This window comes from Cupriavidus sp. FW305-46 (assembly GCF_058787075.1).
The window spans coordinates 35,409-60,721 of record NZ_JBYSZI010000045.1 but is presented as its reverse complement, the minus strand read 5'-3'; the positions used below and the strand labels follow the sequence as shown (position 1 = coordinate 60,721).

The 25,313-nt window shown below is 69.1% G+C and carries 22 protein-coding genes; 16 read left to right on the top strand and 6 right to left on the bottom strand.

Features of this window, described 5'->3' with window-relative positions:
- Positions 1 to 91 precede the first annotated feature (91 nt).
- On the top strand, positions 92 to 1,288 hold the full coding sequence (locus AC3WON_RS21300; RefSeq protein WP_492318907.1) for a class I SAM-dependent rRNA methyltransferase: 1,197 nt from the start codon (positions 92 to 94) through the stop codon (positions 1,286 to 1,288).
- 97 nt (positions 1,289 to 1,385) lie between these two features.
- Here the strand turns inward: AC3WON_RS21300 and AC3WON_RS21295 are convergent, their stop codons facing one another.
- From AC3WON_RS21295 to AC3WON_RS21285, 3 genes are all read right to left on the bottom strand, one after another.
- Positions 1,386 to 3,485 carry an ATP-dependent helicase gene (locus tag AC3WON_RS21295; protein WP_492352692.1) on the bottom strand — a complete coding sequence of 700 codons (2,100 nt, stop codon included), beginning with the start codon at positions 3,483 to 3,485 and terminating at the stop codon, positions 1,386 to 1,388.
- A 150-nt stretch (positions 3,486 to 3,635) separates the two neighbouring features.
- Complete coding sequence (locus AC3WON_RS21290; protein WP_492352691.1) at positions 3,636 to 4,172, bottom strand: TlpA disulfide reductase family protein; 537 nt, start codon at positions 4,170 to 4,172, stop codon at positions 3,636 to 3,638.
- Between the two features lie 111 nt (positions 4,173 to 4,283).
- Complete coding sequence (locus tag AC3WON_RS21285; RefSeq protein WP_492352690.1) at positions 4,284 to 4,790, bottom strand: SoxW family protein; 507 nt, start codon at positions 4,788 to 4,790, stop codon at positions 4,284 to 4,286.
- Positions 4,791 to 4,938: 148 nt separating this feature from the next.
- On the opposite strand from AC3WON_RS21285, the gene AC3WON_RS21280 reads away from it, so the two are divergent.
- Entirely contained in the window at positions 4,939 to 5,541 is a 603-nt protein-coding gene (locus AC3WON_RS21280; protein WP_010814855.1) for a hypothetical protein, read from the top strand.
- Between the two features lie 83 nt (positions 5,542 to 5,624).
- Complete coding sequence (locus AC3WON_RS21275; protein WP_492352689.1) at positions 5,625 to 6,281, top strand: LysE family transporter; 657 nt, start codon at positions 5,625 to 5,627, stop codon at positions 6,279 to 6,281.
- Between the two features lie 239 nt (positions 6,282 to 6,520).
- On the opposite strand, the gene AC3WON_RS21270 is transcribed toward AC3WON_RS21275, so the two are convergent.
- Positions 6,521 to 7,243 carry a GntR family transcriptional regulator gene (locus AC3WON_RS21270; protein WP_492318912.1) on the bottom strand — a complete coding sequence of 241 codons (723 nt, stop codon included), beginning with the start codon at positions 7,241 to 7,243 and terminating at the stop codon, positions 6,521 to 6,523.
- Between the two features lie 396 nt (positions 7,244 to 7,639).
- Here AC3WON_RS21270 and ptsP point away from each other — a divergent pair, with 396 nt between their 5' ends.
- From ptsP to AC3WON_RS21230, 8 genes are all read left to right on the top strand, one after another.
- Entirely contained in the window at positions 7,640 to 10,189 is a 2,550-nt protein-coding gene (gene ptsP, locus AC3WON_RS21265; RefSeq protein WP_492352688.1) for a phosphoenolpyruvate--protein phosphotransferase, read from the top strand.
- Positions 10,190 to 10,252: 63 nt separating this feature from the next.
- Positions 10,253 to 11,956: an N-acetylglucosamine-specific PTS transporter subunit IIBC gene (nagE, locus tag AC3WON_RS21260; RefSeq protein WP_492352695.1), complete on the top strand. Its 1,704-nt coding sequence runs from the start codon at positions 10,253 to 10,255 to the stop codon at positions 11,954 to 11,956.
- A gap of 118 nt (positions 11,957 to 12,074) precedes the next feature.
- A complete protein-coding gene (locus tag AC3WON_RS21255; protein WP_492352687.1) occupies positions 12,075 to 13,139 on the top strand; it encodes a porin in 1,065 nt (354 codons plus the stop codon).
- 42 nt (positions 13,140 to 13,181) lie between these two features.
- Positions 13,182 to 14,285: an N-acetylglucosamine-6-phosphate deacetylase gene (nagA, locus tag AC3WON_RS21250; RefSeq protein ID WP_492352686.1), complete on the top strand. Its 1,104-nt coding sequence runs from the start codon at positions 13,182 to 13,184 to the stop codon at positions 14,283 to 14,285.
- Positions 14,278 to 15,309, top strand: a complete 1,032-nt coding sequence (locus AC3WON_RS21245; RefSeq protein ID WP_492352694.1) for an SIS domain-containing protein — start codon at positions 14,278 to 14,280, stop codon at positions 15,307 to 15,309. The genes nagA and AC3WON_RS21245 overlap by 8 nt, the downstream gene beginning before the upstream one ends.
- A gap of 58 nt (positions 15,310 to 15,367) precedes the next feature.
- A complete protein-coding gene (zwf, locus tag AC3WON_RS21240) occupies positions 15,368 to 16,855 on the top strand; it encodes a glucose-6-phosphate dehydrogenase (RefSeq protein ID WP_492340227.1) in 1,488 nt (495 codons plus the stop codon).
- The gene (locus AC3WON_RS21235) at positions 16,855 to 17,220 is read left to right on the top strand and encodes a hypothetical protein (protein ID WP_492352685.1); all 366 of its coding nucleotides are present in this window, start codon (positions 16,855 to 16,857) and stop codon (positions 17,218 to 17,220) included. Before zwf ends, AC3WON_RS21235 begins: the two co-directional genes overlap by 1 nt.
- Positions 17,163 to 17,405 (top strand): phosphoglucose isomerase-related protein, encoded by a 243-nt coding sequence (locus AC3WON_RS21230; RefSeq protein WP_492352684.1) that lies wholly within the window; start codon positions 17,163 to 17,165, stop codon positions 17,403 to 17,405. Before AC3WON_RS21235 ends, AC3WON_RS21230 begins: the two co-directional genes overlap by 58 nt.
- A 4-nt stretch (positions 17,406 to 17,409) precedes the next feature.
- Here the strand turns inward: AC3WON_RS21230 and AC3WON_RS21225 are convergent, their stop codons facing one another.
- Positions 17,410 to 18,945, bottom strand: coding sequence for a YifB family Mg chelatase-like AAA ATPase (locus tag AC3WON_RS21225; protein ID WP_492352683.1), 1,536 nt, complete (start codon positions 18,943 to 18,945; stop codon positions 17,410 to 17,412).
- Between the two features lie 80 nt (positions 18,946 to 19,025).
- Positions 19,026 to 19,304, bottom strand: coding sequence for an accessory factor UbiK family protein (locus AC3WON_RS21220; protein WP_010814845.1), 279 nt, complete (start codon positions 19,302 to 19,304; stop codon positions 19,026 to 19,028).
- A gap of 385 nt (positions 19,305 to 19,689) precedes the next feature.
- Between AC3WON_RS21220 and AC3WON_RS21215 the strand changes: the two genes are divergently transcribed.
- From AC3WON_RS21215 to gshB, 5 genes are all read left to right on the top strand, one after another.
- Positions 19,690 to 20,487: a TorF family putative porin gene (locus AC3WON_RS21215; RefSeq protein WP_492318920.1), complete on the top strand. Its 798-nt coding sequence runs from the start codon at positions 19,690 to 19,692 to the stop codon at positions 20,485 to 20,487.
- A 52-nt stretch (positions 20,488 to 20,539) separates the two neighbouring features.
- Complete coding sequence (locus AC3WON_RS21210) at positions 20,540 to 20,878, top strand: P-II family nitrogen regulator (protein ID WP_010814843.1); 339 nt, start codon at positions 20,540 to 20,542, stop codon at positions 20,876 to 20,878.
- 32 nt (positions 20,879 to 20,910) lie between these two features.
- Positions 20,911 to 22,470, top strand: coding sequence for an ammonium transporter (amt, locus tag AC3WON_RS21205; RefSeq protein WP_492318921.1), 1,560 nt, complete (start codon positions 20,911 to 20,913; stop codon positions 22,468 to 22,470).
- Between the two features lie 549 nt (positions 22,471 to 23,019).
- Positions 23,020 to 24,315, top strand: coding sequence for a glutamate--cysteine ligase (gshA, locus tag AC3WON_RS21200; RefSeq protein ID WP_492318922.1), 1,296 nt, complete (start codon positions 23,020 to 23,022; stop codon positions 24,313 to 24,315).
- A gap of 9 nt (positions 24,316 to 24,324) precedes the next feature.
- A complete protein-coding gene (gene gshB / locus AC3WON_RS21195; protein WP_492318923.1) occupies positions 24,325 to 25,293 on the top strand; it encodes a glutathione synthase in 969 nt (322 codons plus the stop codon).
- Positions 25,294 to 25,313: the final 20 nt, after the last annotated feature.

Sequence of the window (25,313 nt, the reverse complement as noted above, 5' to 3'; positions counted from 1 at the left end):
CCCCCAACCCCTCTCCCGCCGTGCGGGAGAGGGGAGCCCGACCGCTGCGTGGGAAGTGTTTCCGCAGCGGCATGCATTCTCCCTGATCGACATGAACACCATCACCCTGAAACCCGGCAAGGAAAAATCCCTGCTGCGCCGCCACCCGTGGATCTACGCCACCGGCATTGCCACGACCGAAGGGCGCTGCGAGCCGGGCGCGACCGTGATCGTGCGCGCCGCCGACGGCCGCTTCCTGGCCAAGGCCGCCTACAGCCCCGAGTCGCAGATCCGCGCGCGCGCGTGGACCTTCGATGAAAACGAGCCGGTCGACCACGCCCTGTTCAAGCGCCGCGTGGCCGCGGCCATTGCCTACCGGCGCCAATGGGTGAAGGACAGCGACGCAGTGCGGCTGATCTTCGGCGAATCCGACCGGCTGCCCGGCCTGATCGTCGATTACTACGGCAACGGTGATAAGGGCCAGCTGGTGTGCCAGTTCAATTCGGCCGGCGTGGAACACTGGAAGACCGCGATCGTGCAGGCACTGGTCAAGGAAACCGGCTGCCCCAACGTCTATGAGCGTTCCGACGCCGCCGTGCGCCAGCGCGAAGGCCTGGAGCTGGTGACGGGCGTGCTGGCCGGCGCCGAGCCGGATCCGGCGCTGTCGGTCACAGAACACGGCGTGCGCTACTACGTCGACGTGCGCAATGGCCACAAGACCGGCTTCTATGTCGACCAGCGCGACAACCGCAAGCTGGTGGGCGACCTGGCCGCCGGGCGCGAGGTGCTGAACTGCTTCTGCTATACCGGCGGCTTCTCGCTGGCCGCGCTGCGCGGCGGCGCGAAAGCGGTGACGTCGATCGATTCGTCGGGCGAGGCGCTAAAGATCGCGGCGGGCAACGTGACGCTGAACGGCTTCGACCCGGAGCGCGCGGCGTGGCTAGACGCCGACGTGTTCAAGACGCTGCGCGAATTCCGCGCCGAAGGGCGTCAGTTCGACCTGATCGTGCTGGACCCGCCCAAGTTCGCGCCGTCGGCGCAGCATATCGACCGTGCCGCGCGTGCGTACAAGGAGATCAACCTGGTCGGCACGCAGCTGCTGCGGCCGGGCGGTCTGCTGTTCACGTATTCGTGCTCGGGCGCGATCAGCATGGAACTCTTCCAGAAGATCGTGGCAGGCGCGGTGACCGATGCGCGGGCGGATGCGCGCATCCTGCGCAGGCTGTCGGCTGGCACCGATCACCCGATGCTGGCAGCCTTCCCGGAAGGGGAGTATCTGAAGGGGTTGTTGTTGGAGCGGGTGGGGTAAGGCCGGATCAACGAGCGGCTGTGGCGTTGGCCGGCCGCTTGTTTTCTCCCCTCTCCCGCGCGCGGGAGAGGGGAGCACGGCGAGAGAAATCTGACCCTCACCGCCACATATTCCGCATCCGGCTGGCCAGGTCCACCGGCGCCAACGCCGGTTTCACTGACCCTTCGCCAGGCATCGGCGGCGGCGGCCATGACCGGCTGTGGAAATTCGGCATCACGCGATTCGGGATGAATCGCGTACGCGACGCATACACATGCCGGTCGCCAAATCCCACCTGCTGGTGCACGTAGAACCGCTGCGGCACGATGACGTCCAGATGGTCCTTGGCCCGCGTCATCGCCACATACAGCAGGCGCCGCTCTTCCTCGATCTCCTCGGTCGTGCCCGTCGCCAGATCGCTCGGCATGCACCCGTCCACGGCGTTCAACACATACACTGCCTTCCACTCCTGCCCCTTGGCCGAATGGATGGTCGACAGGATCAGGTAGTCCTCGTCGCGCGAGGGCACGCCGGATTCATCGCTGGAGGCGCTGGGCGGGTCCAGCGTCAGCTCGGTCAGGAAGCGCTCGCGCGCGCCGTAGGTGGCGGCGATGCGCTCCAGTTGCTGCAGGTCGGCCTGGCGCGCGGCGGCGTCGTCGTGCAGGCGCTCCAGGTGCGGCGCGTACCAGGCCAGCACCTGCTCGAATTCCGACGGCCACGGCGAGGTGGGCGCCATCAGCGCGCGCGCCAGTGCCAGCAGGTCGGCCCAGGCGGGTGCGGCGGCCGGCGGCGGCTCGAATTCCTCCAGCGAGAACAAGGGCTCGGTGGCCAGCGCCATCGCATCGAGCACGCGCGCCGCGGTCTTGGGGCCGATGCCGGGCAGCAGCTGCAGCGTGCGGAAGCCCGCCATGCGGTCGCGCGGGTTTTCCAGCCAGCGCACCACCGCCAGCACGTCCTTGACGTGGGTCGATTCCAGGAATTTCAGCCCGCCGAACTTCACGAACGGGATATTGCGCCGGGCCAGCTCGATCTCTACCTGCGCGCTGTGGTCGGCGGCGCGGAACAGCACCGCCTGTGCCATCAGCGTCAGGCCCGCCTCGCGCCGTGCCAGCACCTGCTCGACCACGTAGCGGGCCTGGTCGGCCTCATCGTTGACCACGATCACGCCGGGCTTTTCGGCCGAGGCGCGCTCGGACCACAGGTCCTTGGTATAGCGCTCGGCCGCCAGCCCGATCACGGCGTTGGCGGCCTGCAGGATCGGCTGCGTCGAGCGGTAGTTCTGCGACAGCGTGACCTGCTGCGCGGCCGGCGTGAACCGAGCCGGGAAGTCCAGGATATTGCGCACGGTGGCGCCGCGGAAAGCGTAGATCGACTGCGCGTCGTCGCCCACCACAGTCAGGCCGCGGCCGTCCGGCCGCATGGCCAGCAGGATCGACGCCTGCAGCGCATTGGTGTCCTGGTATTCGTCGACCAGCACGTGGTCGAAGCGCGCGCCCATGTCCTGCGCGATGGTGGGCTCGGCCATGGCCTGCGCCCAGTACAGCAGCAGGTCGTCATAGTCCAGCACATGCTGCTTCTGCTTGGCCTCGACATAGCCGGCGAACAGGGTGCGCAGCGCATCGGCCCACATCGCGTAGCGCGGGAACTGCTGCTTGAGCACGTCTTCCAGCGGCGCCTGGGTATTGACCACGCGCGAGTAGATCGCCAGGCAGGTTTCCTTCTTCGGGAAGCGGCTGGCGGTCTCGGACAGGCCCAGGTCGTGGCGCACCACGTGCATCAGGTCGGCGGCATCGCCGCGGTCGCTGATGGTGAAGGCAGGCGACAGGCCCAGGGTCTCGGCGTATTCGCGCAGCAGGCGCGCGCCGATGGCGTGGAAGGTGCCGGACCACTGCAGCGCCGCGCGCCCCGCGCCGGTCTGGGTGCCGAGTGCCTGGTCGACGATGCGCTCGACGCGCCGTCCCATCTCGGCCGCGGCGCGGCGCGAGAACGTCAGCAGCAGGATGCGGCGCGGATCGGCGCCGGCCAGCACCAGGTGCGCGACCCGGTGCGCCAGCGTATTGGTCTTGCCCGAGCCGGCGCCGGCGATGATCAGCAGCGGCGCGTCGCTGCCGTGTTCCACCGCGGCGCGCTGCTCCGGGTTGAGCCGGGACAGGTAGGCGGGGACGTCATCGGCTTCAGGGGCCGCGAGGTCGGTGGCGGGGGCTAGGTCCAAAGTCACAGGCGGGGCTCGGGGATGGCTCAGAAAAGGCTGGCGCCAACTGTATATCCATACAGGGATGTCGCGCAACCTGCTGCCCTGGCGATCATGCGTAAAAACAAAAAAAGGTGCTCGATGAGCACCTTTTTGCTGCGGTTGCCGCCGGGAACGTTACGCGGACTTTGCCAGCGCGCCATCCAGCAGCTTGTGCAGCGCATCCCACTCGGGCTCGCCCACATAGCGCTTCAGGATGCGGCCGTCCTTGTCGACCACGAAGGTGGTCGGCGTCAGCTGCACATTGCCGAAGGCCTTGGCCGCGCTGCCGTCGGAATCCATCGCCACCTTGAACGGCAGGCCGCGCGTCTTGGCGTAGTTCATCACATACATGGGCGGGTCGTAGTTCATCGCCACGGCGACGAATTCCAGCCCCTTGCCCTTGAACTGCTCATAGGTGCGGACCATGTCCGGCATTTCCTTGACGCAGGTGGCGCAGCTGGTGGCCCAGAAATTGATCATGTAGACCTTGCCCTTGAGGTCGGCGGTGCTGACCTTCTCGCCCGACAGCAGCGTGAAGGTGGCCGCCGGGGCCGTATTGGCCGGCGACAGCGCGCGGTAGCCGAACCAGCCCAGCAGCGCGAGCACGACCACGGCCACGACGATGGGCCAGGGCTTGCGGGAGGTTTTGGTGGCAGGGGCAGCAGTGGTCATGGAATCCGGGTCAGGCAGGTTCGGTCAGCAATGGGACATTCTAATGCCGCGGGCGTTCGCGCGCTGCGCGGGGCCGGGCTGCGGCAATCTGCCGCAAGCGCCCCAACCGGTTCAGCGCCGGGTGGCGATGGCGGCGCGTGCCTGGTCCAGCGCCTGTTCCAGGTAGGCGCCGTAGAAATCCGGCTGCATGCCGCGCAGCGGGCCGGCGGCGGCGCGGCCCTGGCGGTCCAGGAACAGCACCGTGGGCGCCACCCGCACCTGGTGCGCGCGGGCCCACGCGCGCGCGGTGGTCAGGCTGCCGTCGGCATCGCGTAGCGGGGTGTCGGCGGTCATGTCGAGCTCGCGCACGGCAATTTCGCCGGCGGCGGCCTGCGGGCCCAGGTAGTTGCGGCGCACGGCATCGCAATAGCTGCAGCCCGGCATCGACACCAGCACCACCAGCGGCTCGCCGCGGCGCGCGGCCTCGGTGCCGTGGGCGCCCAGGTCGGTGGCCGGCGGCAGGTGGGCGGGGCTGGCGGCGGCGGGCATGCCGGTCGCGGCTGCCAGCAACGCGCTCGCGGCCACCCAGCGCAAGCTGGTGATGGCAAAGGCGTGGCTGGCGATGCGGGCGGCAGGCATGGTGGAAACCGGGGGCAGTGGGGCAGTGGGAGCGGCGCGGCAAGCACTGGCGCGCCGCTTTCGGGATAATACCGGTTTCCGCCCGCAGGCGATGGCGCCCGCCAGCGCCGCCCGCAGCCTGTGCGCGCCGTTCCCCCATGGATTCCCGATGCGTCTTGTGCCGCCCCCGCCGAGCTTTCCTGCCGCTGTCCGCCGGCCGCTGCTGTGCTGTGCCGCTGTGCTGGCATTTGCCCTGTGCGCCTGTTCGCCGCGCTATGACTGGCGCACCATCCAGTCCGGCGAGGGCGCCTATGCCGCGCTCTACCCGGGCAAGCCCACCAGCGCCGCGCGCGATGTGACCATTGCCGGGCGCAAGCTGCCGATGACGATGGAAGCCGCGCGCGTCGACGACACGCTGTTCGCCGTGGGCGTGGTGACGCTGCCCGCCGATGACGAAGCGCTGCGGCGCGAGGCGCTCGCGGCGATGCAGGCCGGCCTGCTGGCCAACCTTGGCACGCCCTCGGGCGAGCCGCGCGCGCGGCCCGTCACCGTGATGAGTGCAGACCGTCCGGGCCGCCCGCTTGCCGGCGTGGAAGTGCAGGCGAGCGGGGTGTCGCCGCAGGACCAGTCGCCGCGCCGGCTGACGGCGCGCCTGGTGGCCGTGGGTACGCGCGCGTACCAGGCGGTGGTGCTGGAATCGGGCGATGCCGCGCGCGACGCGCGCCAGGCCGAGCAGGTGGAGCAGTTCCTGGGCGGCTTCCACCCGTTCTGACGCGCCGCGCCGCAGGAAACATTGTTTGTGCCGTGGCTGCGGGATCGTGGCCCCGGCATGGTAGTCGTCAAAGGAGAGTTGGAATGCGTTGGGAAGTCTGGTTGGCTTATTTCGCCGCGTGCTGGGTGATCGCCGTGTCGCCAGGGTCGGGCGCGGTGCTGTCGATGAGCCATGGGCTCTCGTACGGGCTGCGCAGGACCACTACCACCATCTTCGGCCTGCAGGCCGGGCTGGTGATCGTGCTGCTGGTGGCGGGCGGCGGCCTGGGCGCGCTGCTGCTGGCCTCGGAGCAGGCCTTCATGGTGGTCAAGACGATTGGCGCGCTGTACCTGATCTACCTCGGCGTGCAGCAATGGCGCGCGCAGGTGGAGAGCGGGGCGGACCAGGGTGGCAGCGGTGGCAGCGCCGCCCCCGCGCGCGTGGCGGTGATGAGCCGGCGCCGGCGCTTTGCCGCCGGCCTGCTGACCAATGTGACCAACCCCAAGGGCATCATCTTCATGGTCGCGGTGCTGCCGCAGTTCATCGATCCCAACCGGCCGCTGGCGCTGCAGCTGGCGATCCTGGCGGCCACCATGTGCTGCGTGGACCTGGTGGTGATGCATGGCTATGCGCTGCTGGCTTCGCGTATGCAGGGGCTGTTCCGCAATGCGCGCGCGGTGCGCTGGCAGAACCGATTTTTCGGCAGCGTGCTGATGGCGGTGGGCGCGGCGCTGTTCTTCGTGCGCCGGCAGCACGCCTGAACGGGGCCTCGATCAACACTGGCGCGCACTGGCCGGGTTTGCTTCAATGAGGAGGTACCCCGGTCACGGAGACTCCGCATGCCCGCCTCGCTGAACCCCTACGCCGGTGCGCGCTTGCAGCCGCGCCATACCGTGCCCCCGGACGAAGAGCCCGCGCCGCCGGGCGTGCCTCCGAACTTGCCGTTGCCGCCAGAGGAAGACCCGACCCCATCCCCGGTCGAGCCGCCTGTGGCCGGCCGCTACTGCTTGAGCTCGTAGAAGTCGTTCAGGCAGTAGGCGTCGGTCAGTTCGACCGGCTTGTCGCCATGGGTATAGCCGGTGCGCAGGATATGCAGCAGCGGCTCCCCCGGCGCGATATTCAGGCGCGTGGCCAGTTCCTCGCTGGCGACGATCGCGCGCAGCTTCTCGGTCACGCGCAGCACTGGCTGGCCGATCCGCTCCAGGTAGGCATAGAGTGATTCGCCGATGGCGCTGGCGTCCGGCAGAACCGCCAGCGCCAGCGTGGTCACGTCCATCCAGAAGGTCTGGCCGTCGGCCTTGCGCAGCCGGGTCAGCCTGACGATCTCTTCGCCTTCCGGCAGTGCCAGCGCCGCGGCCTCCTGCGTCGTGGCGCGGCGGCGTTCGAACGCCACCAGCTCGCTGGCCGGCGTCATGCCGCGCCGGCGCGCCAGCTCGCTGAAGTTGTCCAGCCGCGCCGCTTTCTGCTCAGGGCGCGGCGCGATAAAGGTGCCCGCGCCGCGGCTGCGCGTGATCGCGCCTTCCTCTGCCAGCATCTGCAGCGCGCGCCGGGCCGTGACGCGTGAAATCCCCAGTGAATCCACCAGCGTGCGCTCGGACGGCAGCGCGTCGCCCACCCGCCATTGGCCGGCCTGGATGGCCGCAGCCAGCCTGCGCGCCACTTGCAGGTAGATCGGCGTCGCCTCCGCTTCGTCTGGCTTGAGGGCCTGCAGCCGTTGATCCATTGCGAATCCTCGTAGGTACCAGAATGTGGGGGATGATGATACCACTTTAGGACATGTCAAGTCGATGTGGATGGACTTGCGCCGCCTGGGTGATGAAGGCGCCACAGCCTCGCTTGTCGTCAATTGGTATTAAAAAGGTTTCACTGATTATGCTGGCGGAAAGCGCTGCCGGGGTTGAGGGAAATCCTGGCCGTCTTCAAGGATTGTGTGATGAATCTGCCAAATGTGCGGGCCGTGCAAGCGCTGCTTTGCCTCACCTCAATAAAGATGCCACTTAGATACAATAGCGTTGTAGTGGTTTTCACTGGTATTTTTATTGTCGGTGGCCGTCTATCTTTCCCCTGACCCTGGCGCCGCCGCATTCCCGCGCCGGCTGCCGCGATTTCTGGAAGCAAGATGGCTGAGACGAGCGAAACCCTGTTGCTGCGGGCTCCGGTGAGCGGAGTGCTGCTTCCCCTCGCGGCGGTGCCGGACCCGGTTTTTGCCGACGGCATGTTCGGCGACGGCCTGGCCATCGACCCCCTGAGCGACACGCTCGTGGCGCCTTGCGACGGCACCATCGTCCACCTGGCTGCTACCGGCCACGCCCTGACGCTGCAGGCCCCGTGCGGGGCGCAGGTGCTGCTGCATGTCGGCATCGATACGGTGTCGCTGCGCGGCGAAGGCTTTGCGCCTTGCGTGGCGCAGGGCGCTGCCGTGCGCCAGGGCGATGCGCTGATCCGTTTCGATGTCGACCGCGTCGCGCAGCAGGCGCCGAGCCTGGTGACGGTGATGGCGATCGCCAATGGCGATGCCTTCACGGTCGCCGCCAGGACCGACGCGGCGCAGGCCGAGGCAGGCCGCACGGTGCTGCTGCAGGTGCGTGCCGCGAATGCTGCGGCGCCTGCGCGGGAAGACCACGCGACCGCGGCCGAACAGCGGCGCTCGGTCACGCTGGCCTGCCCGGGCGGCCTGCACGCCCGGCCCGCGGCACGGGCGCGCGAAGCCGCGCGCGGCCTGGACGCCACCGTCGCATTGCACTACGGCGGCCGGCAGGCGAGCCTGGCCAGCCTGGTGGCGCTGCTGGGCCTGGCCGCCGGCGAGGGCGCCACGGTCGAGCTGGTCGCGACCGGGCGCGATGCCGGCGCCGCGCTCGATGCGGTCGCGTACGAACTGCAACGCGCCGGCGTGGGCGAAGAAGAACCCGTACCCACGGTGGCCGCATCGGTGGCGCAGCCCGGCCCGGGCGCCGACCTGCCGGCGGGTGGCATCCCCGGCGTGGCCGCCGCCCCCGGCATCGCGATCGGCACGCTGCACTGGTGGCGCGAGACCACGCCGGAGCCGGCCGAGGCCGGCCAGGGCATTGCTGCCGAGCGCGAGACCCTGCGCGCCGCGCTGGCGGCCATCGACGCCCAGCTGGCCCATGAGAGCGAAGCCGCCGCGCGCCGCGCCGGCGCCGAGGCCGGCATCTTCGCCATGCATCGCGCGCTGCTGGAAGACCCGGCCCTGCAGGCCGCGGCCGAGACCATGATCGCCGCCGGCAAGAGCGCGGGCTTTGCCTGGCGCGAGGCCACCCGGGCCGAAGCCGCCATGCTTTCCGCGATGGCCGACCGCCGCATGGCCGAACGTGCCGCCGACCTGCTGGATCTGGGCAAGCGCGTGCTGCGTGCGCTGGCCCCGGCGGGCAGTGTCCCGGTCCAGCTGCCCGCACCGGCCGCCGACGGCGATGTCATCGTGCTGGCCGCCGGGGAATTCACGCCCTCCGACCTGACCGGACTGGACCGCACCCGGGTTGCCGCACTGGTGATGGCGCGCGGCGGCCCGACCTCGCACGCGGCCATCATCGCGCGCCAGCTCGGCATCCCTTGCCTGGTGGCGCTGGGCAGCGCGCTGGAGCGCCTGCAGGACGGCACGCCGGTCATCGCCGACGGCGACAGCGCCCGCCTGCACGCCTGCCCCGATGCGCATTTGCTGGCCGCCGCCGCCAGCGCCGTCAGGCTGCGCACGCAGCAGCACGAGGCCGACCTGCGCGCCGCGCACGCCGCCGCCAGTACCCGCGACGGCGTGCCTGTCGAGGTGGCCGCGAATATCGGCAGCCTCGACGACGCCCGCAATGCCGTGGCGCATGGTGCCGATGCGGTCGGCTTGCTGCGCACCGAACTGCTGTTCCTGCACGGCGACGCAGCCCCCGCGGCGGCGGACCATACCGCCAGTTGCCAGGCCATTGCCGATGCCCTGCAGGGCCGCAGCGCGATCGTGCGCACGCTTGATATCGGCGCCGACAAGGACGCCGCCTGGCTGCACCTGCCTGCCGAAGACAACCCCGCCCTGGGCCTGCGCGGCGTGCGCCTGGCACAGGTGCGCCCGCAACTGCTGGACGACCAGCTGCGCGGCCTGCTGGCCGTGCGCGCGAGCGCGCCGCTGCGCATCCTGCTGCCGATGGTCAGCGAGGTCGGCGAACTGCTGGCCTGGCGCGAACGCATCCGTGCGCTGGCGGCCGAAGCCGGCGCCGATCCCGAGATCGAGGTCGGCGTGATGATCGAAGTCCCGTCCGCCGCGCTGCTGGCCGACCAGCTGGCGGAGCACGCCGATTTCTTCTCGATCGGCACCAACGACCTGACCCAGTACACCCTGGCCATGGACCGCTGCCAGCCGGAACTGGCGGCGCGCATGGACGGCCTGCATCCCGCGGTGCTGCGCATGATCGCCGCCACCACCGAGGGCGCCGCGCGCCACGGGCGCTGGGTAGGCGTGTGCGGCGCGCTGGCGGGCGACCCGCTGGCCGTGCCGGTGCTGGTCGGGCTGGGCGTGACCGAGCTTTCCGTCGACGCCGGGCTGGTGCCGGGCGTCAAGGCGCGCGTGCGCGCGCTCTCGCATGCCGATTGCCGGCAGCGCGCAGGCGAACTGCTGCGGCTGCCGTCAGCCGCAGCGGTGCGCGACGCGTGCCGCCGCTACTGGCCGGCATAAGCGCCGGTCGACCACAACCCAATACGCGCCACGCGCGCACAGATTCGGAGAACGCCAATGAAGATGGACCTGCTGCCCAGGGTGCAACGCCTGGGCGCCACGCTGATGCTGCCGATTGCGGTGCTGCCGGTGGCCGGCCTGCTGCTGCGCCTGGGCCAGCCCGACGTATTCGACATCAAGCTGATGGCCGAGGCCGGCAATGCGGTCTTTGCCAACCTGGCCCTGCTGTTCGCGATCGGCGTGGCGGTGGGCTTTGCGCGCGACAACAACGGCGCGGCGGCGCTGGCCGGCACCATCGGCTACCTGGTGCTGACCACGGTGATGAAGACCATCGACAAGTCGCTCGACATGGGCGTGCTGGCCGGCATCGTCGCCGGAGCGGTGGCGGGCGGGCTCTACAACCGCTATCGCAACGTCGCGCTGCCACCCCATCTGGGCTTCTTCGCCGGCAAGCGCTTCGTGCCCATCGTCACCGCCCTGTGCTGCCTGCTGCTGGGCATCGTGCTGGCCTATGCGTGGGCGCCGGTGCAGGCCGGCATCAACGCGGCCGGCGCGTGGCTGACCACGGCGGGTTCGGCCGGCGCCTTTGTGTTCGGGCTGCTGAACCGGCTGCTGCTGGTGACCGGGCTGCACCACCTGATCAACATGCTGGCGTGGTTCGTGTTCGGCAGCTACGCCGATCCGGCCACGGGGGCGGCGGTATCGGGCGACCTGCACCGCTACTTTGCCGGCGACCCCGGCGCGGGCCTGTTCATGACCGGCTTTTTCCCGGTGATGATGTTCGGCCTGCCCGCCGCCTGCCTGGCGATGTACCACGAGACGCCGCCGGCGCGGCGCGCGCTGGTGGGCGGCATGCTGTTCTCGATGGCGCTGACCTCGTTCCTGACCGGCATCACCGAGCCGATCGAGTTCAGCTTCATGTTCCTGGCGCCGGTGCTGTACGGCCTGCATGCGCTGATGACCGGGCTGTCGATGGCGCTGTGCCATGCGCTCGATATCCGGCTGGGCTTCACCTTCTCGGCGGGCGCGATCGACTATGTGCTGGGCTACGGGCTGTCCAGCCGCGGCTGGCTGGCGATTCCGCTGGGGCTGGCCTATGCGCTGGTCTATTACGGGCTGTTCCGCTTCTTCATCCGCCGCTTCAACCTGCTGACGCCGGGCCGCGATGAAGTGGTGCCCGTGGCGGCCGTCGACGGTGGCGCGCAGCCGGCCGCGGGCAGCGTGGCGCAACAGTATGTCGAAGCGCTGGGCGGCCTTGCCAACCTGGTCGTGGTCGATGCCTGCACCACGCGTCTGCGGCTGAATGTGGCCGATATCAGCGCGGTGTCAGAGCCGCGGCTCAAGGCGCTGGGCGTGCGCGGCGTGCTCAAGCGCCCGCCCAATGTGGTGCAGGTGGTGATCGGGCCGCAGGCCGAGCAGGTTGCCGGTGATATCCGCGCGGTGCTGCAGCAGGCGCCGCAGGCCACGGCCGTGGTGGCTGCTGCGCCCGCCGCTGCAACCCAGGCGCCCGTGCCGGTTGCCGGCGCCTTCGATCCCGCCTGGTGGATCGATGCACTGGGCGGCGCCGCCAATATCGCCTCGGTCGGCGTGGTGGCACTGACGCGGCTGCGCGTGGTGGTGCGCGAGCGCGCCCGGGTGCGTGCCGACCACCTTGCCGGCAGCCAGCTGATGTGGATCGGCGATGACACCGCCCACATCGCCTTCGGCCATGCCGCCGACGGACACGCGGCCGCCTTCGAGCGCGCCCTGCAAGCCATGCCCACCTGACCCCCGCCGCCGCAGCCGTGCGCGGCTGCGGTCGACCTTTCCCATCGGCCACAACAACGACGGCCGCGACGACAGCCGCGCCGGTGGATACCGTCTGCCTATCCAGGAGTCATTGATCGTGAAACGCATTGCACTGACGGCGCTGCTCGCAGCGTCGGCCGGGGGCGCCTGCGCCCAGTCCGCCGGCACCGGCATCACCTTGTACGGCCGCGCCGTGGCCGGCCTCGACTATGTCAGCGGCATCGCCCGCCCGGGCGGCGACGTGGACACCTTTCGCTTCGGCAGCAACCAGTACGGCGTCAGCTTCTGGGGCATGCGCGGCGCCGAGGATCTTGGCGGCGGCCTGCGCGGGGTGTTCAACCTGGAGGGCATGATCACCTCCGGCACCGGGCGCTCCGATCCGCTGTTCAACCGCCGCGCGCAGGTGGGCCTGGCCAGCAACAACTGGGGCGCGCTGCTGCTGGGCCGGGCCATGAGCCTGACCGACGACGAGAGCGGCGCGATCGACCCGATGGGCTTGCAGGCCAGTTCGGTCGCCACGCTGGTCTATGGCCGCAACTGGGGCTCGCGCGCCAATGCCGTGACCTACAACTCGCCGGTGTGGGGCGGGCTGAGCGTGCGCGCGCAGGCCGGCAGCGACGGCGTGGCGGGCAGCTTCAACAGCGGCAAGCAGCTGAGCGCGGCCGTCAAGTACGCGCAGGGCAACCTGAACCTGACCGGCATCTACGAGGAACTGCGCGACGCGCAGGGCCGCATGGACAACCTGTATGGCAATTCGCGCCAGTACACGCTCGGCAGCAGCTATGCGCTGAACAACCTGCGCCTGTTCGCCGGCTACAACCTGACCGTGTCCTCGGGCGGTACCGTGGCCACGCCGGAGAACCCCTACGCCGCCACGCGCAGCCAGATGGCATGGGTCGGCGCCAACTACCGCCTGCTGCCGGCGCTGACGCTGCTGTCCGGCGTCTACTACGCCACCCTGAACAAGAGCGGCGGGCATGGCACGCTTGTCACACTGGGCGCAAAGTATGACTTGTCGAAGCGCACCTCGCTGTATGGCACGGTGGCGTCGGTGTTCAACTCGCGCAATGCCACCTTTTCGGTGGAGGCGTCGCCGGACACCATGCCGGGCGCCGGGGCGAACCAGCAGGGCGCCTATGCCGGCATCATCCACCTGTTCTGACGGCGGCTGGCCGGTGATTCCAATGTATTGGAGAGCATTGCCATGAAAGGGAACATCCTGACGCCGGCCGGCTGGATCTTCGGAGAGATCCATGCCGGCCCGGACGGACGCATCGCGCGCATCGAGGGCGTGCCCGCCACGCCTGAGCACAACGATGCCCCGTACGTGCTGCCGGGGTTTGTCGACCTGCTCAACCACGGCGGCGGCGGCAAGGACTTCATGGATGGCGAGGCCGCGGTGCCGGTGATCCTGCGCGCGCATGTGCGCTTTGGCACCACCAGCCTGCTGGGCAGCACCATGACCTCGCCGCGCGACGTGCTGCTGCCCGCACTGCAGGCGCTGAACCGGGCCTGCGCGCAGCGCCCGCCCGGCGCGGCGCGCATGCTGGGCGTGCACCTGGAAGGGCCGTATATCAACCCCGGCAAGCTGGGCGCGCAGCCGGATACCTCGGCCACTGCCACGCCCGAAGAACTGGAGCAGTACCTGGGCGCCGCGCCGCTGAAGGTGGTGACGCTGGCGCCCGAACTGCCGGGACATCTGGACATCATCCGCCTGCTGGCCGCGCGCGGCGTGCGCGTGCAGCTGGGCCACACGCTGGGCACCTATGAAGACGCGGTGGCCGCGCTGGACGCCGGCGCCAGCGGCTTCACCCACCTGTTCAACGCGATGACCCCGCTGCAGCATCGCGCACCCGGCATGGTGGCGGCAGCGCTGGCCCATGCCGAATTTGCCGAGCTGATCCCCGACCTGCTGCACGTACACCCCGGCGCCATCCGCGCCGCGCTGCGCGCGATCCCGCGGCTGTATGCGGTGACTGATGCCACCGCCGCCGCGGGCATGCCGGACGGCGTGTACCACCTGGGCAGCCAGACCGTCTACAAGGTCCACGGCAGCGTGCGCCTGGCCGACGGCACCCTGGCCGGCAGCGTGCTGACCATGGACCAGGCGCTGCGCAACTTCGTTTCGATCGGGCTGGACCTGGCCGATGCGTCGCGGCGCGTGTCGCTGTATCCGGCCCAGTACCTGGGCATGTCCGACCGCGGCCTGCTGGCACAGGGCTGCTGGGCCGACGTGGTCGTGCTGGACCGCGCGCTCTCGGTGCGCACCGTTTATGTCGAAGGAGAATGCTGTGTCGAGAATGCTTGAAGAGGCGCTGAGTGCGCCGGCCGTGGTGGCTGCGCAGCTGGCGCAGGCGCCGCGCGTGGCCGCGCTCGCTGCGCAACTCGCCGCGCAGGCCTGGCCCGCGGCGCTGACCGTGGCGCGCGGCAGCTCGGACCATGCCGCCAGCTACTTCGCCACGCTGGTCACGCGCCGCCTGGGCGTGCCGGTGGCTTCGCTGCCGATGTCGACGGTGACGCTGCACGACAGCGCGCTGCGCGTGGCCGGGCAGCTGGCGGTGGCGTTCTCGCAGTCGGGCCGCAGCCCCGACCTGGTCGAGACCATGCAGGCGCTGCGCGACGGCGGCGCCGCCACCGTGGCGCTGGTCAACGCCCCGGATTCGCCGCTGGCGCAGGCGTGCGCGCATGAACTGCCGCTGCTTGCCGGCCCCGAGCAGAGCGTGGCCGCGACCAAGAGCTATATCGCCATGCTGTCGATGTCGGCGCTGCTGGTGGGGCATCTCGAGGCCGCGCGCAGCGGCGAGCGCGAGCTGGTCGATGCCTGCGCAGGCTTGCCGGCCGCGCTGGCGCAAGCGGCCGCGCAGGACTGGTCGGCGCTGGTGCCCGCGCTGCGCGACGTCGAGCGCATGATCGTGCTGGGCCGCGGCGCGGGCCTGGCGATCGCACAGGAAGCGGCGCTCAAGCTCAAGGAGACCTCCGGCATCCAGGCCGAGGCTTTCTCCGGCGCCGAAGTGCGGCACGGTCCGATGGAAATCATCGGCGACGGCTACCCGCTGCTGGTGTTCGCGCCGCGCGGACCGGAACAGGCCGGGCTGCTGGCGCTGGCCGCCGAGATGCGCAAGCGTGGCGCGCGCGTGCTGCTGGCGGCGCCTCCTGGCACGGTTGATGCGGAGCTGCCCCTGGAATTGCCGCTGGTGCCGGCCGGCCATCCGCAGCTCGATCCGGTCTGCGCCATCCAGAGCTTCTATGTCGCGGCGCAGGCGCTGGCGCTGGCGCGCGGCCGCAATCCCGACCAGCCGCAGTACCTGCGCAAGGTGACCGAGACGCGCTGAGCTGGCCAATACTGCCCCAATACCGCCCCACGCCGCCCCGGCAAGCAAGGAGTCCGTCATGCAAACCACCCGAACCGCCTCTTCTTCCGGCACTGCCGACGCGCGGCCGCTGGACCTCGTCATCTTCGGCGGCGCCGGCGACCTGTCGGCGCGCAAGCTGCTGCCATCGCTATACATGTGCCACCGCGACGGCAACCTGCCCGACGGCACCCGCATCATCGGCGTGGGCCGGCACCGCTGGGACCGCGAGGCCTTTGTCAATTTTGCCGATGAAAGCGCGCAACCCTTTGTCGAAGCGCGCTATCTCGAGCCGGCCAAATGGCAGACCTTCCTGCAGCGGCTGGATTTCGTGCACGTTGACGCCTCGCAGTCCGGGGACTATCCGGCGCTGGCCGCGCAGCTGCGCCAGGACGCGCTGCGCATCTACTACATGGCGATGCCGCCCGGCTTGTTCGCGGCCACGTGCGACAACCTTGCCAGCCATGGCCTGATCGCCAACGACACGCGGCTGGTGCTGGAAAAACCGCTGGGCGTGGACCTGGCCTCGGCCATCGGCATCGGCGAGGTGGTCAGCCGCTACTTCAGCGAGGACCGCACCTACCGGATCGACCACTACCTGGGCAAGGAAACGGTGCAGAACCTGATGGCGCTGCGCTTCGGCAATTCGATCTTCGAGCCGCTGTGGCGCACGCCGTTCGTGCGCAGCGTGCAGATCACCGTGGCCGAGACCGTGGGCGTGGGCACGCGCGGCGGCTTCTACGACGAGGCCGGCGCCATGCGCGACATGGTGCAGAACCACCTGCTGCAGCTGGTCAGCATCCTGGCGATGGAGCCGCCGGCATCGCTCACCTCCGATGCGGTGCGCGATGAAAAGCTCAAGGTGCTGCGCTCGCTGCGGCCGATGTCGCCCGAGGACGTGCGCCGCAATACCGTGCGCGGCCAGTACACCGCGGGCGCCATCGCCGGCGAGCTGGTGCGCGGCTACCTGCAGGAACAAGGCATTCCGCCCGACAGCCGCACCGAGACCTTCGTCGCGATGCGCGCCGAGCTGGGCACGTGGCGCTGGAACAAGGTGCCGTTCTACCTGCGCACCGGCAAGCGCATGCAGGAGCGCGTGACCGAGGTGGTGATCAACTTCGCCGAGGTGCCGCATTCGATCTTCGATGCCGGCAGCACGCTGCAGCCCAACCGCATGGTGATCCGGCTGCAGCCGGAGGAATCGGTGCGGCTGACGCTGATGGTCAAGCAGCCGGGCGAGGGCATGAAGCTGAAACCGCTGAGCCTGGCGCTGAACCTGGACTCGGCCTTCACCACCCGGCGCGCCGAAGCCTACGAGCGCCTGCTGCTCGACGTGATCCGCGGCCGGCTGGCGCTGTTCGTGCGGCGCGACGAACTGCAGGCCGCCTGGACCTGGGTCGACCCGATCCTGGAAGCGTGGCGCCAGCAGGACCAAGGTCCGCGCCCCTATACCGCCGGCACCTGGGGCCCGGCGGCATCGTCGGCGTTCATGGCGCGCGAAGGCGTGCAGTGGTCGGAGGAGGCGTGATGCGGCTGACCGAATGCCCTGCATGGCGGGCTCTTGGCGCGCTGGCCGCGCAGCCGCTGCCGCATCTGCGTGAACTGGTGCACGAGCCGGGCCGTGGCGACTACGCGCGCTTGTCGGCTGCCGGCATCGAACTGGACTTCACACGGCAACGCATCAACCGCGCTGTCCATGAAGCGCTGCTGGCCCTGGCGCAAGACGCGGGCATCGAGGACGCGCCCACGATGAAACGCTGGCCGCGCTGGCGGCATTCGGCCTGCCGCCGCAGGAAGCCGAGCGGCTCGCGCCGCATCGCACCTTCCCCGGCAACGTGCCGGTCAGCCTGCTCTGGCTCGACACGCTCGACGCCGCATCGCTGGGCGCGCTGATCGCGCTGTACGAGCACAAGGTCTTCGTGCAGGCCGCGATCTGGGGCATCCATGCCTATGACCAGTGGGGTGTGGAACTGGGCAAGGCGATCGCGTCGGACATGCAGGGGTGCCTGGCGCGGCGCGAGGTGCCCAAGGAGATGGATCCGGTGGGGGCTGCGACGCTGGCATCGCTTTTAGGTTAAGCATTCAACCGCCCGCCATCCGCAACGCCCGCCGGTACTGGATCGCCTCGCCCACATGCGCGGCGGTCAGCACCTCGGCACCTTCCAGGTCCGCGATGGTGCGGGCCACCTTCAGCACGCGGTAGTACGAACGCGCCGACCACGCCAGCCGCGTCATCGCGCCGCGCAGCAGCGCCTGCGCCTGCGGTTCCATCGTGCAGTGCTGTTCGATCTCGCGTCCGCCGAGTTCATTGTTGGGCTTGCCCTGCCGGGCCAGCTGGCGCTCGCGCGCGGCCAGCACGCGGGTGCGCACCATGGCGCTGGGTTCGCCGGGCGGGCCGTCGAGCATCTCGCCCTGGTCCTGCGCGGGGACTTCCACCTGCAGGTCGATGCGGTCGAGCATCGGGCCGGAGATGCGGGACTGGTAGCGCCGCACCTGGTCGGGCGTGCAGCGGCAGGGGCGGTCGGGATGGCCGAGGTAGCCGCACGGGCAGGGGTTCATCGCCGCGACGAACTGGAAGCAGGCGGGGAAGTCGGCGTGGCCGGCGGCGCGGGCGATGGTGATGCGGCCGGATTCCAGCGGCTCGCGCAGGACTTCCAGCACCCTGCGGTCGAATTCGGGCAGCTCGTCCAGGAACAGCACGCCGTGGTGCGCCAGCGAGATCTCGCCCGGGCGCGGGTTGCCGCCGCCGCCGACCATGGCCGGCCCGGATGCCGTGTGGTGCGGCGACCGGAACGGGCGCTGGCCCCATAGCGCGGTGCGGAAGCCGCCCGGCGTCAGGCTCATGACCGCGGCGGACTCCAGTGCTTCCTGCAGCGTCATCGGCGGCAGCAGCCCGGGCAGGCGCTGCGCCAGCATCGACTTGCCGGTGCCCGGCGGCCCCACCAGCAGGGCGGAGTGCTGGCCGGCGGCGGCCACTTCCATGGCCCGGCGCGCCTGGGCCTGGCCGCGCACGTCGCGCATGTCGGGGCCGCGGTCCGTGGTGGCGGGCAGCAACGCCGGCATGGCGCGGGGCAGCCGTGCCTCCGGCACGGGGCAGAGGTGGTCGCAGGCCTGGCGCAGCGTGGCCGCGGCATGCACCGCCAGGTCCTCGATCAGCGCGGCTTCGGCGCCATTGCCTGCGGCCACCAGGAAGGCGCGCGGCGACTCGCCGGCGGCGGCGTTGTCGCGCGCCAGGCCCATGGCCATGGCCAGCGCGCCGCGCACGGGGCGCAGTTCGCCGGACAGGGACAGCTCGGCGGCGAACTCATGTGCATCCAGTGCCTCGGACGGAATCTGGCCGCTGGCGGCCAGGATGCCCAGCGCGATGGCCAGGTCGAAGCGGCCGGATTCCTTGGGCAGGTCGGCCGGGGCCAGGTTGACGGTGATGCGGCGGTTGGGGAACTCGTAACCGCTGTTGAGGATGGCGGCGCGCACGCGCTCGCGGCTTTCGCGCACGCCGGTGTCGGCCAGGCCGACGATGGTGAATGCCGGCAGGCCGTTGGCGAGGTGGGTCTCGACCCGCACCGACGGCGCGGCGATGCCGGTCAGTGCCCGGCTGCGTAGGACGGCAAGGCTCATGTCATCGAACTGTTAACGAAAAAGGCCGCCAGGGGTGGCGGCCTTCAGGCGGCGGGTTGGATCGGGCAGGACCGGCGTGCTCACGCGCCCCCGGTCGAGTCCACCGAGCCGGCGCCGGGCGTGATGCCGGCGCGGCGCTCAAGCTCCGCCACGCGGCCCTCCAGTTCCTCCAGGCGGGCGCGGGTGCGGGCCAGCACCTGCGACTGGACGTCGAATTCCTCGCGCGTGACCAGGTCCAGCTTGGCAAAGCCCTGGGTCATCATGCTGCGCACGTTCTTTTCGATGTCCCTTGCCGGCGAGTTGCGCAGCGCCTCGCTGACCTTGTTCTGCAGGTCGTTGAAGAGATCGGTCGGTTTCATGGTTTCTCCTTTGCGCACCTAACTGGTGCCAATCCGGGTGGGCATCTGGCGTTTAGCGCGCTTTCGCACAGGAATTGGGCGCCCCGATTGCGGGCGCGCAGCCTGGGTGTCGCGCACGCAGCCACCGTCAGGACTCAATTATCGCCCGTGAGGCACGTGGGCGAAAGCTCCGGCGCATCGGCGTTCACACCTTTTAACCCGATCTGGCTTCGCTGCAGGGCAGATTCAAGTCTGGCTTTGGTCACGGCACGCCATCACGGCCGCCATGGACCGCAGATTTCCGGGGAGCTGGCATGGCAGTTGCAGTAGTAGGTGCGCCTGCCTCATTGAATCACCGAAATCCAATAAACGAAATCCGAGCCTCAGGAATAAGGAGAAGAAACCCATGAAGAAGTTGGCCCTTGCAGTCAGCGCGGTTGTCCTGACCAGTGCCGCCGCCACCGCCTACGCGCAAAGCACGGAAGCGGCGGCCCCGGCACCGGCCGCCGCCGCTGCCGAGCCGGCATCGCCGCATACGTTCACGGCCAACGTGTCGCTGGTCTCGGACTACCGCTATCGCGGCATCAGCCAGACCAACCTGCGCCCGGCCATCCAGGGTGGCTTTGACTACGCCCACGAAAGCGGCTTCTATGTGGGCAACTGGAACTCCAGCATCAGCTGGCTCGAGGATGCCAACCCGGCGGTCTCGGCCCCGGTCGAAATGGATTTCTACGGCGGCTTCAAGAACACCTTCAAGGTCGCCGGCACCGAGTTCAACTATGACCTGGGCGTGCTCGAGTACTACTACCCGGGCGGCTACAACAACCCGCGCCCCTACACCACGGAACTGTACGCCGGCATCGGCTGGGGCCCGGTCATGCTCAAGTACTCGCACTCGGTCACCAACCTGTTTGGCTGGGCCGACAGCAAGAACAGCTACTACGTCGATCTGAGCGCCAATGTCCCGCTGAATTTCTGGGACCTGACGCTGAACGCGCACGTCGGCTACCAGGGCGTCAAGCACAACAGCGACGCCTCGTACACCGACTGGAAGATCGGCCTGACCAAGGACCTGGGCAAGGGCTTCGCGCTGGCGGTTGCCTATGTCGATACCAACGCCAAGGAAGTGGCCTACACCAGCGCCAACCGCGGCCGCTACCTGGGCAAGGCCACGGCCTGGGCCTCGATCACCAAGACTTTCTAATCATTGCCGCAGGCCGGGCGGGCAGCACCGGCCTGCCCCGAGGAGAAATCGGATGAAACTCATCATCGCAGTCATCAAGCCGTTCAAGCTCGACGAAGTGCGCGAAGCGCTGTCGGACGTGGGCGTGTCCGGCATTACCGTGACCGAAGTGAAAGGCTTCGGCCGCCAGAAGGGCCACACCGAGCTGTACCGCGGCGCCGAATACATCGTCGACTTCCTGCCCAAGGTGAAGATCGAGGTGGCGGTGCCCGACGACGTGGTCGAGCGCGCCATCGAGGCGGTCGAGAAATCGGCCCGCACCGGCAAGATCGGCGACGGCAAGATCTTCGTGGCACCGATCGAGCAGGTCATCCGCATCCGCACCGGCGAGACCGGCGGCGATGCCCTGTGACCCGAGACAGCACATCACAAGAGGTTAAGCACATGAAAACCTGGTTCAAGCGATTCCTGACGGCCGGCGCGATGGCGCTGGCCATCGGCACGGCGGGCGTGGGCATCTCCACGCCGGCCGCCGCACAGGACAAGCCGGCCGCCGAGGCATCTGCCCCGGCCGCCTCCGCCGCCCCCGCCGCAGCCGCTGCCGAAGCGTCGGCGCCGGCTGCTGCCGCTGCGCCTGCCGCGGCAGCACCGGCCGCCGCCCCCGCGGAAGCTGCCGCCGCGCCGGCCGCACCGGTGCCCAACAAGGGCGACACCGCCTGGCTGCTGGTCTCGACCGCCTTCGTGATCCTGATGACGCTGCCTGGCCTGGCGCTGTTCTACGGCGGCCTGGTGCGCTCCAAGAACATGCTGTCGGTGCTGATGCAGTGCCTGGTGATCTTCTCGCTGGTGGCGCTGCTGTGGGCGATCTACGGCTACAGCTTTGCCTTCACCGAGGGCAACGCCTTCTTCGGCGGCACCGACCGGCTCTTCATGAAGGGGCTGACGGTCGAGGCCGTGGCTGCCACCTTCAGCAAGGGCGTGGTGGTGCCGGAACTGGGCTACTTCGCCTTCCAGTGCGCCTTCGCCTGCATCACCTGCGGCCTGATCATCGGCGCCTTCGCCGAACGCGCCAAGTTCTCGGCCGTGCTGGTGTTCGTGGTGCTGTGGTTCACCTTCTCCTACATCCCGATGGCCCACATGGTCTGGTTCTGGCCGGGTCCTGACGCCTACACCGACGCTGCTGCCGGCGCCGCCGCGACCGCCAAGTCGGGCTGGCTGTTCCAGAAGGGCGCGCTCGACTTCGCTGGTGGCACCGTGGTGCACATCAACGCGGCCGTGGCCGGCCTGGTCGGCGCCTATATGTTCGGCAAGCGCATCGGCTTCGGCCGTGAGGCGATCCGTCCGCACAGCCTGACCTTCACCATGGTGGGTGCCTCGCTGCTGTGGTTCGGCTGGTTCGGCTTCAACGCCGGCTCGGCGCTGGAAGCCAACGGCTCGGCCGCGCTGGCCTTCGTCAACACGCTGCTGGCCACCTGCGCCGCCGTACTGGCGTGGACCTTCGGCGAGTGGATCGGCAAGGGCAAGCCGTCGATGCTGGGCGGTGCCTCGGGTGCGGTGGCCGGCCTGGTGGCGATCACCCCGGCGGCCGGCTTTGTCGGCCCGATGGGCTCGATCGTGATGGGCCTGATCGCCGGCCTGCTGTGCCTGTGGGGCGTGACCGGCCTGAAGCGCATGCTGGGCATGGACGACTCGCTGGATGTGTTCGGCGTGCACGGCGTGGGCGGCATCGTGGGTGCGCTGCTGACCGGCGTGTTTGCCGCGCCCAGCCTCGGCGGCACGGGCATCTACGACTACGTGGCCAACAAGGTGGCGGACGACTACTCGATCGCCGGCCAGCTCTGGATCCAGTTCGAAGGCGTGCTGACCACCGTGGTGTGGTCCGGCGTGGTCGCCTTCGTGGCCTACAAGCTGGTGGACATGCTGATCGGCCTGCGGGTGCCGGAAGACGAAGAACGCGAGGGCCTGGATATCACCTCGCACGGCGAGACCGCGTATGAAGTCTGACCGCAAAAGTGTTGTGCTGGAGAGCTGATTGGGAATCTTCTCTCAGGAGTTTTCGCCCGGCCGCGTGCCGGGCTTTTTTCTTTCCGGCATTGCCTGAGATTGCAGACATTTGCCGCTCAGCCGCGCCGAACCACGCGTGTCGCGAATGCTCCTGGAGGACTTCCGTGGTTCCTCGCAAAACCCGCCAGCCGAGTGCCGGCAAGGGCTGGCAGGCGATCCCCCCGCGCCCCGCGCGGGTTTTTCGCAAAGTGCTTAACTCCGATCTTAAAAAGCTTCAATTGTCTTTAATGTGCGGGGCACATACATTGCCAGTGAGGCAGTTTCCTCCACCTGCAGAACGCTCCCCGTATCTGTCAGGCCATTTAAGAGCGCGGCATCGCCGCGCTTTTTTTTGCCTGTGCGGCCGGCTCTTTATTTCGCGCCGCCCATCCCCATATCGTTATCCCTTAGGCCCGGCCATGCATATCCTTATAAAGGGGTGCCAGCGCCTGGTTGGCCGTTCCTCTACAATCGGGGCGAACGATTAAGACGACGATTTATAGGATGGATATGGTCCCGCATCTCATCACCGCGCTGAACGGTCCGCTGCTCGAACTGGAAAAGAAGATCCTGGACGCCACGCCGTCCATCGAGCGCTGGTTCAGGCTGGAATGGCAGGAGCATACCCCTCCGTTCTATTGCTCGGTGGACCTGCGCAACGCCGGCTTCAAGCTGGCGCCGGTCGACACCAACCTGTTCCCGGGCGGCTTCAACAACCTGGCCCCGGAAATGCTGCCGCTGGCGGTGCAGGCGGCGATGGCGGCGATCGAGAAGATCTGCCCGGACGCCAAGAACCTGCTGCTGATCCCCGAGCGGCATACCCGCAACATGTTCTACCTGCAGAACGTGGCGCGGCTGTCGCTGATCATGCGCCAGGCGGGCTTGAACGTGCGCCTGGGCTCGCTCTCCGAGGAAATCACCGAACCGACCCCGATCGAGCTGCCCGACGGCCAGACCCTGGTGGTCGAGCCGCTCGCGCGCCTGGGCACCAAGGGCCGCCGGCTCGGGCTGAAGGACTTCGACCCCTGTTCGATCCTGCTGAACAACGACCTGTCGGCCGGGATCCCGCCGATCCTGGAAAACATCAACGAGCAGTACCTGCTGCCGCCGCTGCACGCCGGCTGGTCCACCCGCCGCAAGAGCAGCCACTTTGCCGCCTATGACGAGGTTGCCAAGAAGTTCGCCAAGCTGATCGACATCGACCAGTGGATGGTCAACCCGTACTTCGCCCGCTGCTCCGGCGTGGACTTCCATGAGCGCGTGGGCGAGGAAGAACTCGCCGACGCGGTCGAGGGCGTGCTCAAGAAGGTGGCCAAGAAGTACCGCGAGTACGGCATCAAGGAGACCCCGTACGTGGTGGTCAAGGCCGATGCCGGCACCTACGGCATGGGCATCATGACCGTGCGCGACCCGTCCGAGGTCAAGGGCCTGAACCGGAAGGAGCGCAACAAGATGAGCGTCGTCAAGGAAGGCCTTGAGGTCAGCGACGTCATCATCCAGGAAGGCGTGCACACCTTCGAGAAGGTCAATGAAGCGGTGGCCGAGCCGGTGGTGTACATGATCGACCGCTACGTGGTCGGCGGCTTCTACCGCGTGCACACGGGCCGCGGCAACGACGAGAACCTGAACGCGCCGGGCATGCATTTCGTGCCGCTGGCGTTTGCGCCCAACGGCATCCCGGACAGCCACGCCAAGCCTGGCGCCGCCGTGCCGAACCGCTTCTACATGTATGGCGTGGTGGCCCGGCTGGCACTGCTGGCGGCGTCGCTGGAACTCGAGAAGACCGACCCGAACCCGATTATCTGAGCCGCCGCCATGCGCATCCTCTTCATCACCGATCCGCTGGAGACCTTCAAGACATACAAGGACTCCACCTACGCCATGATGACCGAGGCCGCCGCGCGCGGCCACGAGTTGTACTGGTGCCTGCAGCCGCAGCTGGCGCTGTCCGGCCGCACCGTCGAGACCGTGGCCACGCGCCTGCACCTGACCGGCGAGACCAGCGACGCCGACCACAGCGCCTGGTACCGCGAGGGCAACAGCGCGCTGGAGCCGCTGTCGGCCTTCGACGCGGTGCTGATGCGCAAGGACCCGCCCTTCGACATGGAGTACGTCACCAGCACCTGGCTGCTGGAGCTGGCCGAGACGCAGGGCGCGCGCGTGTTCAACAAGCCGCGCGCGATCCGCGACCATTCCGAGAAGCTGGCCATTGCCCAGTATCCGGAATACATCACGCCGACCCTGGTCACGCGCGACCTGGCACGCATCCGCGACTTCCACGCCGAGCATCGCGACATCATCGTCAAGCCGCTGGACGGCATGGGCGGCATGGGTGTGTTCCGCGTCGGCGCGGACGGCATGAACCTGGCCGCGATCGTCGAGACGCTGGGCCACGACGGCGCCCGTACGCTGATGGTGCAGCGCTATATCCCGGCGATCAAGGACGGCGACAAGCGCATCCTGCTGATCGGCGGCGTGCCGGTGCCATATTCGCTGGCGCGCGTGCCGATGGCCGGCGAGGTGCGCGGCAACCTGGCTGCCGGTGGCACCGGCCGCGCGCAGGAACTGAGCCCGCGCGACCGCGAGATCGCCGAGGCACTGGCGCCGGGGCTGTGGGAGCAGGGCCTGCTGCTGGTGGGCCTGGACGTCATCGGCGACTACCTGACCGAGGTCAATGTGACGAGTCCGACCTGTTTCCAGGAGATCACCCAGCAAACCGGCTTCCATGTCGCGGCGATGTTCATCGACGCGCTGGAGCACGCCGTGGACGCGGCCGGGCGCTGAGCCTGGCCGGCAGCGGGAGC

Coding starts and splice junctions, on each gene's coding strand:
- AC3WON_RS21300 (WP_492318907.1), top strand. CDS start 92: ATGAACACCATCACCCTGAAACCCGGCAAGGAAAAATCCCTGCTGCGC.
- AC3WON_RS21290 (WP_492352691.1), bottom strand. CDS start 4,172: ATGACCACTGCTGCCCCTGCCACCAAAACCTCCCGCAAGCCCTGGCCC.
- AC3WON_RS21285 (WP_492352690.1), bottom strand. CDS start 4,790: ATGCCTGCCGCCCGCATCGCCAGCCACGCCTTTGCCATCACCAGCTTG.
- AC3WON_RS21280 (WP_010814855.1), top strand. CDS start 4,939: ATGCGTCTTGTGCCGCCCCCGCCGAGCTTTCCTGCCGCTGTCCGCCGG.
- AC3WON_RS21275 (WP_492352689.1), top strand. CDS start 5,625: ATGCGTTGGGAAGTCTGGTTGGCTTATTTCGCCGCGTGCTGGGTGATC.
- AC3WON_RS21270 (WP_492318912.1), bottom strand. CDS start 7,243: ATGGATCAACGGCTGCAGGCCCTCAAGCCAGACGAAGCGGAGGCGACG.
- ptsP (WP_492352688.1), top strand. CDS start 7,640: ATGGCTGAGACGAGCGAAACCCTGTTGCTGCGGGCTCCGGTGAGCGGA.
- nagE (WP_492352695.1), top strand. CDS start 10,253: ATGGACCTGCTGCCCAGGGTGCAACGCCTGGGCGCCACGCTGATGCTG.
- nagA (WP_492352686.1), top strand. CDS start 13,182: ATGAAAGGGAACATCCTGACGCCGGCCGGCTGGATCTTCGGAGAGATC.
- AC3WON_RS21245 (WP_492352694.1), top strand. CDS start 14,278: ATGCTTGAAGAGGCGCTGAGTGCGCCGGCCGTGGTGGCTGCGCAGCTG.
- zwf (WP_492340227.1), top strand. CDS start 15,368: ATGCAAACCACCCGAACCGCCTCTTCTTCCGGCACTGCCGACGCGCGG.
- AC3WON_RS21235 (WP_492352685.1), top strand. CDS start 16,855: ATGCGGCTGACCGAATGCCCTGCATGGCGGGCTCTTGGCGCGCTGGCC.
- AC3WON_RS21225 (WP_492352683.1), bottom strand. CDS start 18,945: ATGAGCCTTGCCGTCCTACGCAGCCGGGCACTGACCGGCATCGCCGCG.
- AC3WON_RS21220 (WP_010814845.1), bottom strand. CDS start 19,304: ATGAAACCGACCGATCTCTTCAACGACCTGCAGAACAAGGTCAGCGAG.
- AC3WON_RS21215 (WP_492318920.1), top strand. CDS start 19,690: ATGAAGAAGTTGGCCCTTGCAGTCAGCGCGGTTGTCCTGACCAGTGCC.
- AC3WON_RS21210 (WP_010814843.1), top strand. CDS start 20,540: ATGAAACTCATCATCGCAGTCATCAAGCCGTTCAAGCTCGACGAAGTG.
- amt (WP_492318921.1), top strand. CDS start 20,911: ATGAAAACCTGGTTCAAGCGATTCCTGACGGCCGGCGCGATGGCGCTG.
- gshA (WP_492318922.1), top strand. CDS start 23,020: ATGGTCCCGCATCTCATCACCGCGCTGAACGGTCCGCTGCTCGAACTG.
- gshB (WP_492318923.1), top strand. CDS start 24,325: ATGCGCATCCTCTTCATCACCGATCCGCTGGAGACCTTCAAGACATAC.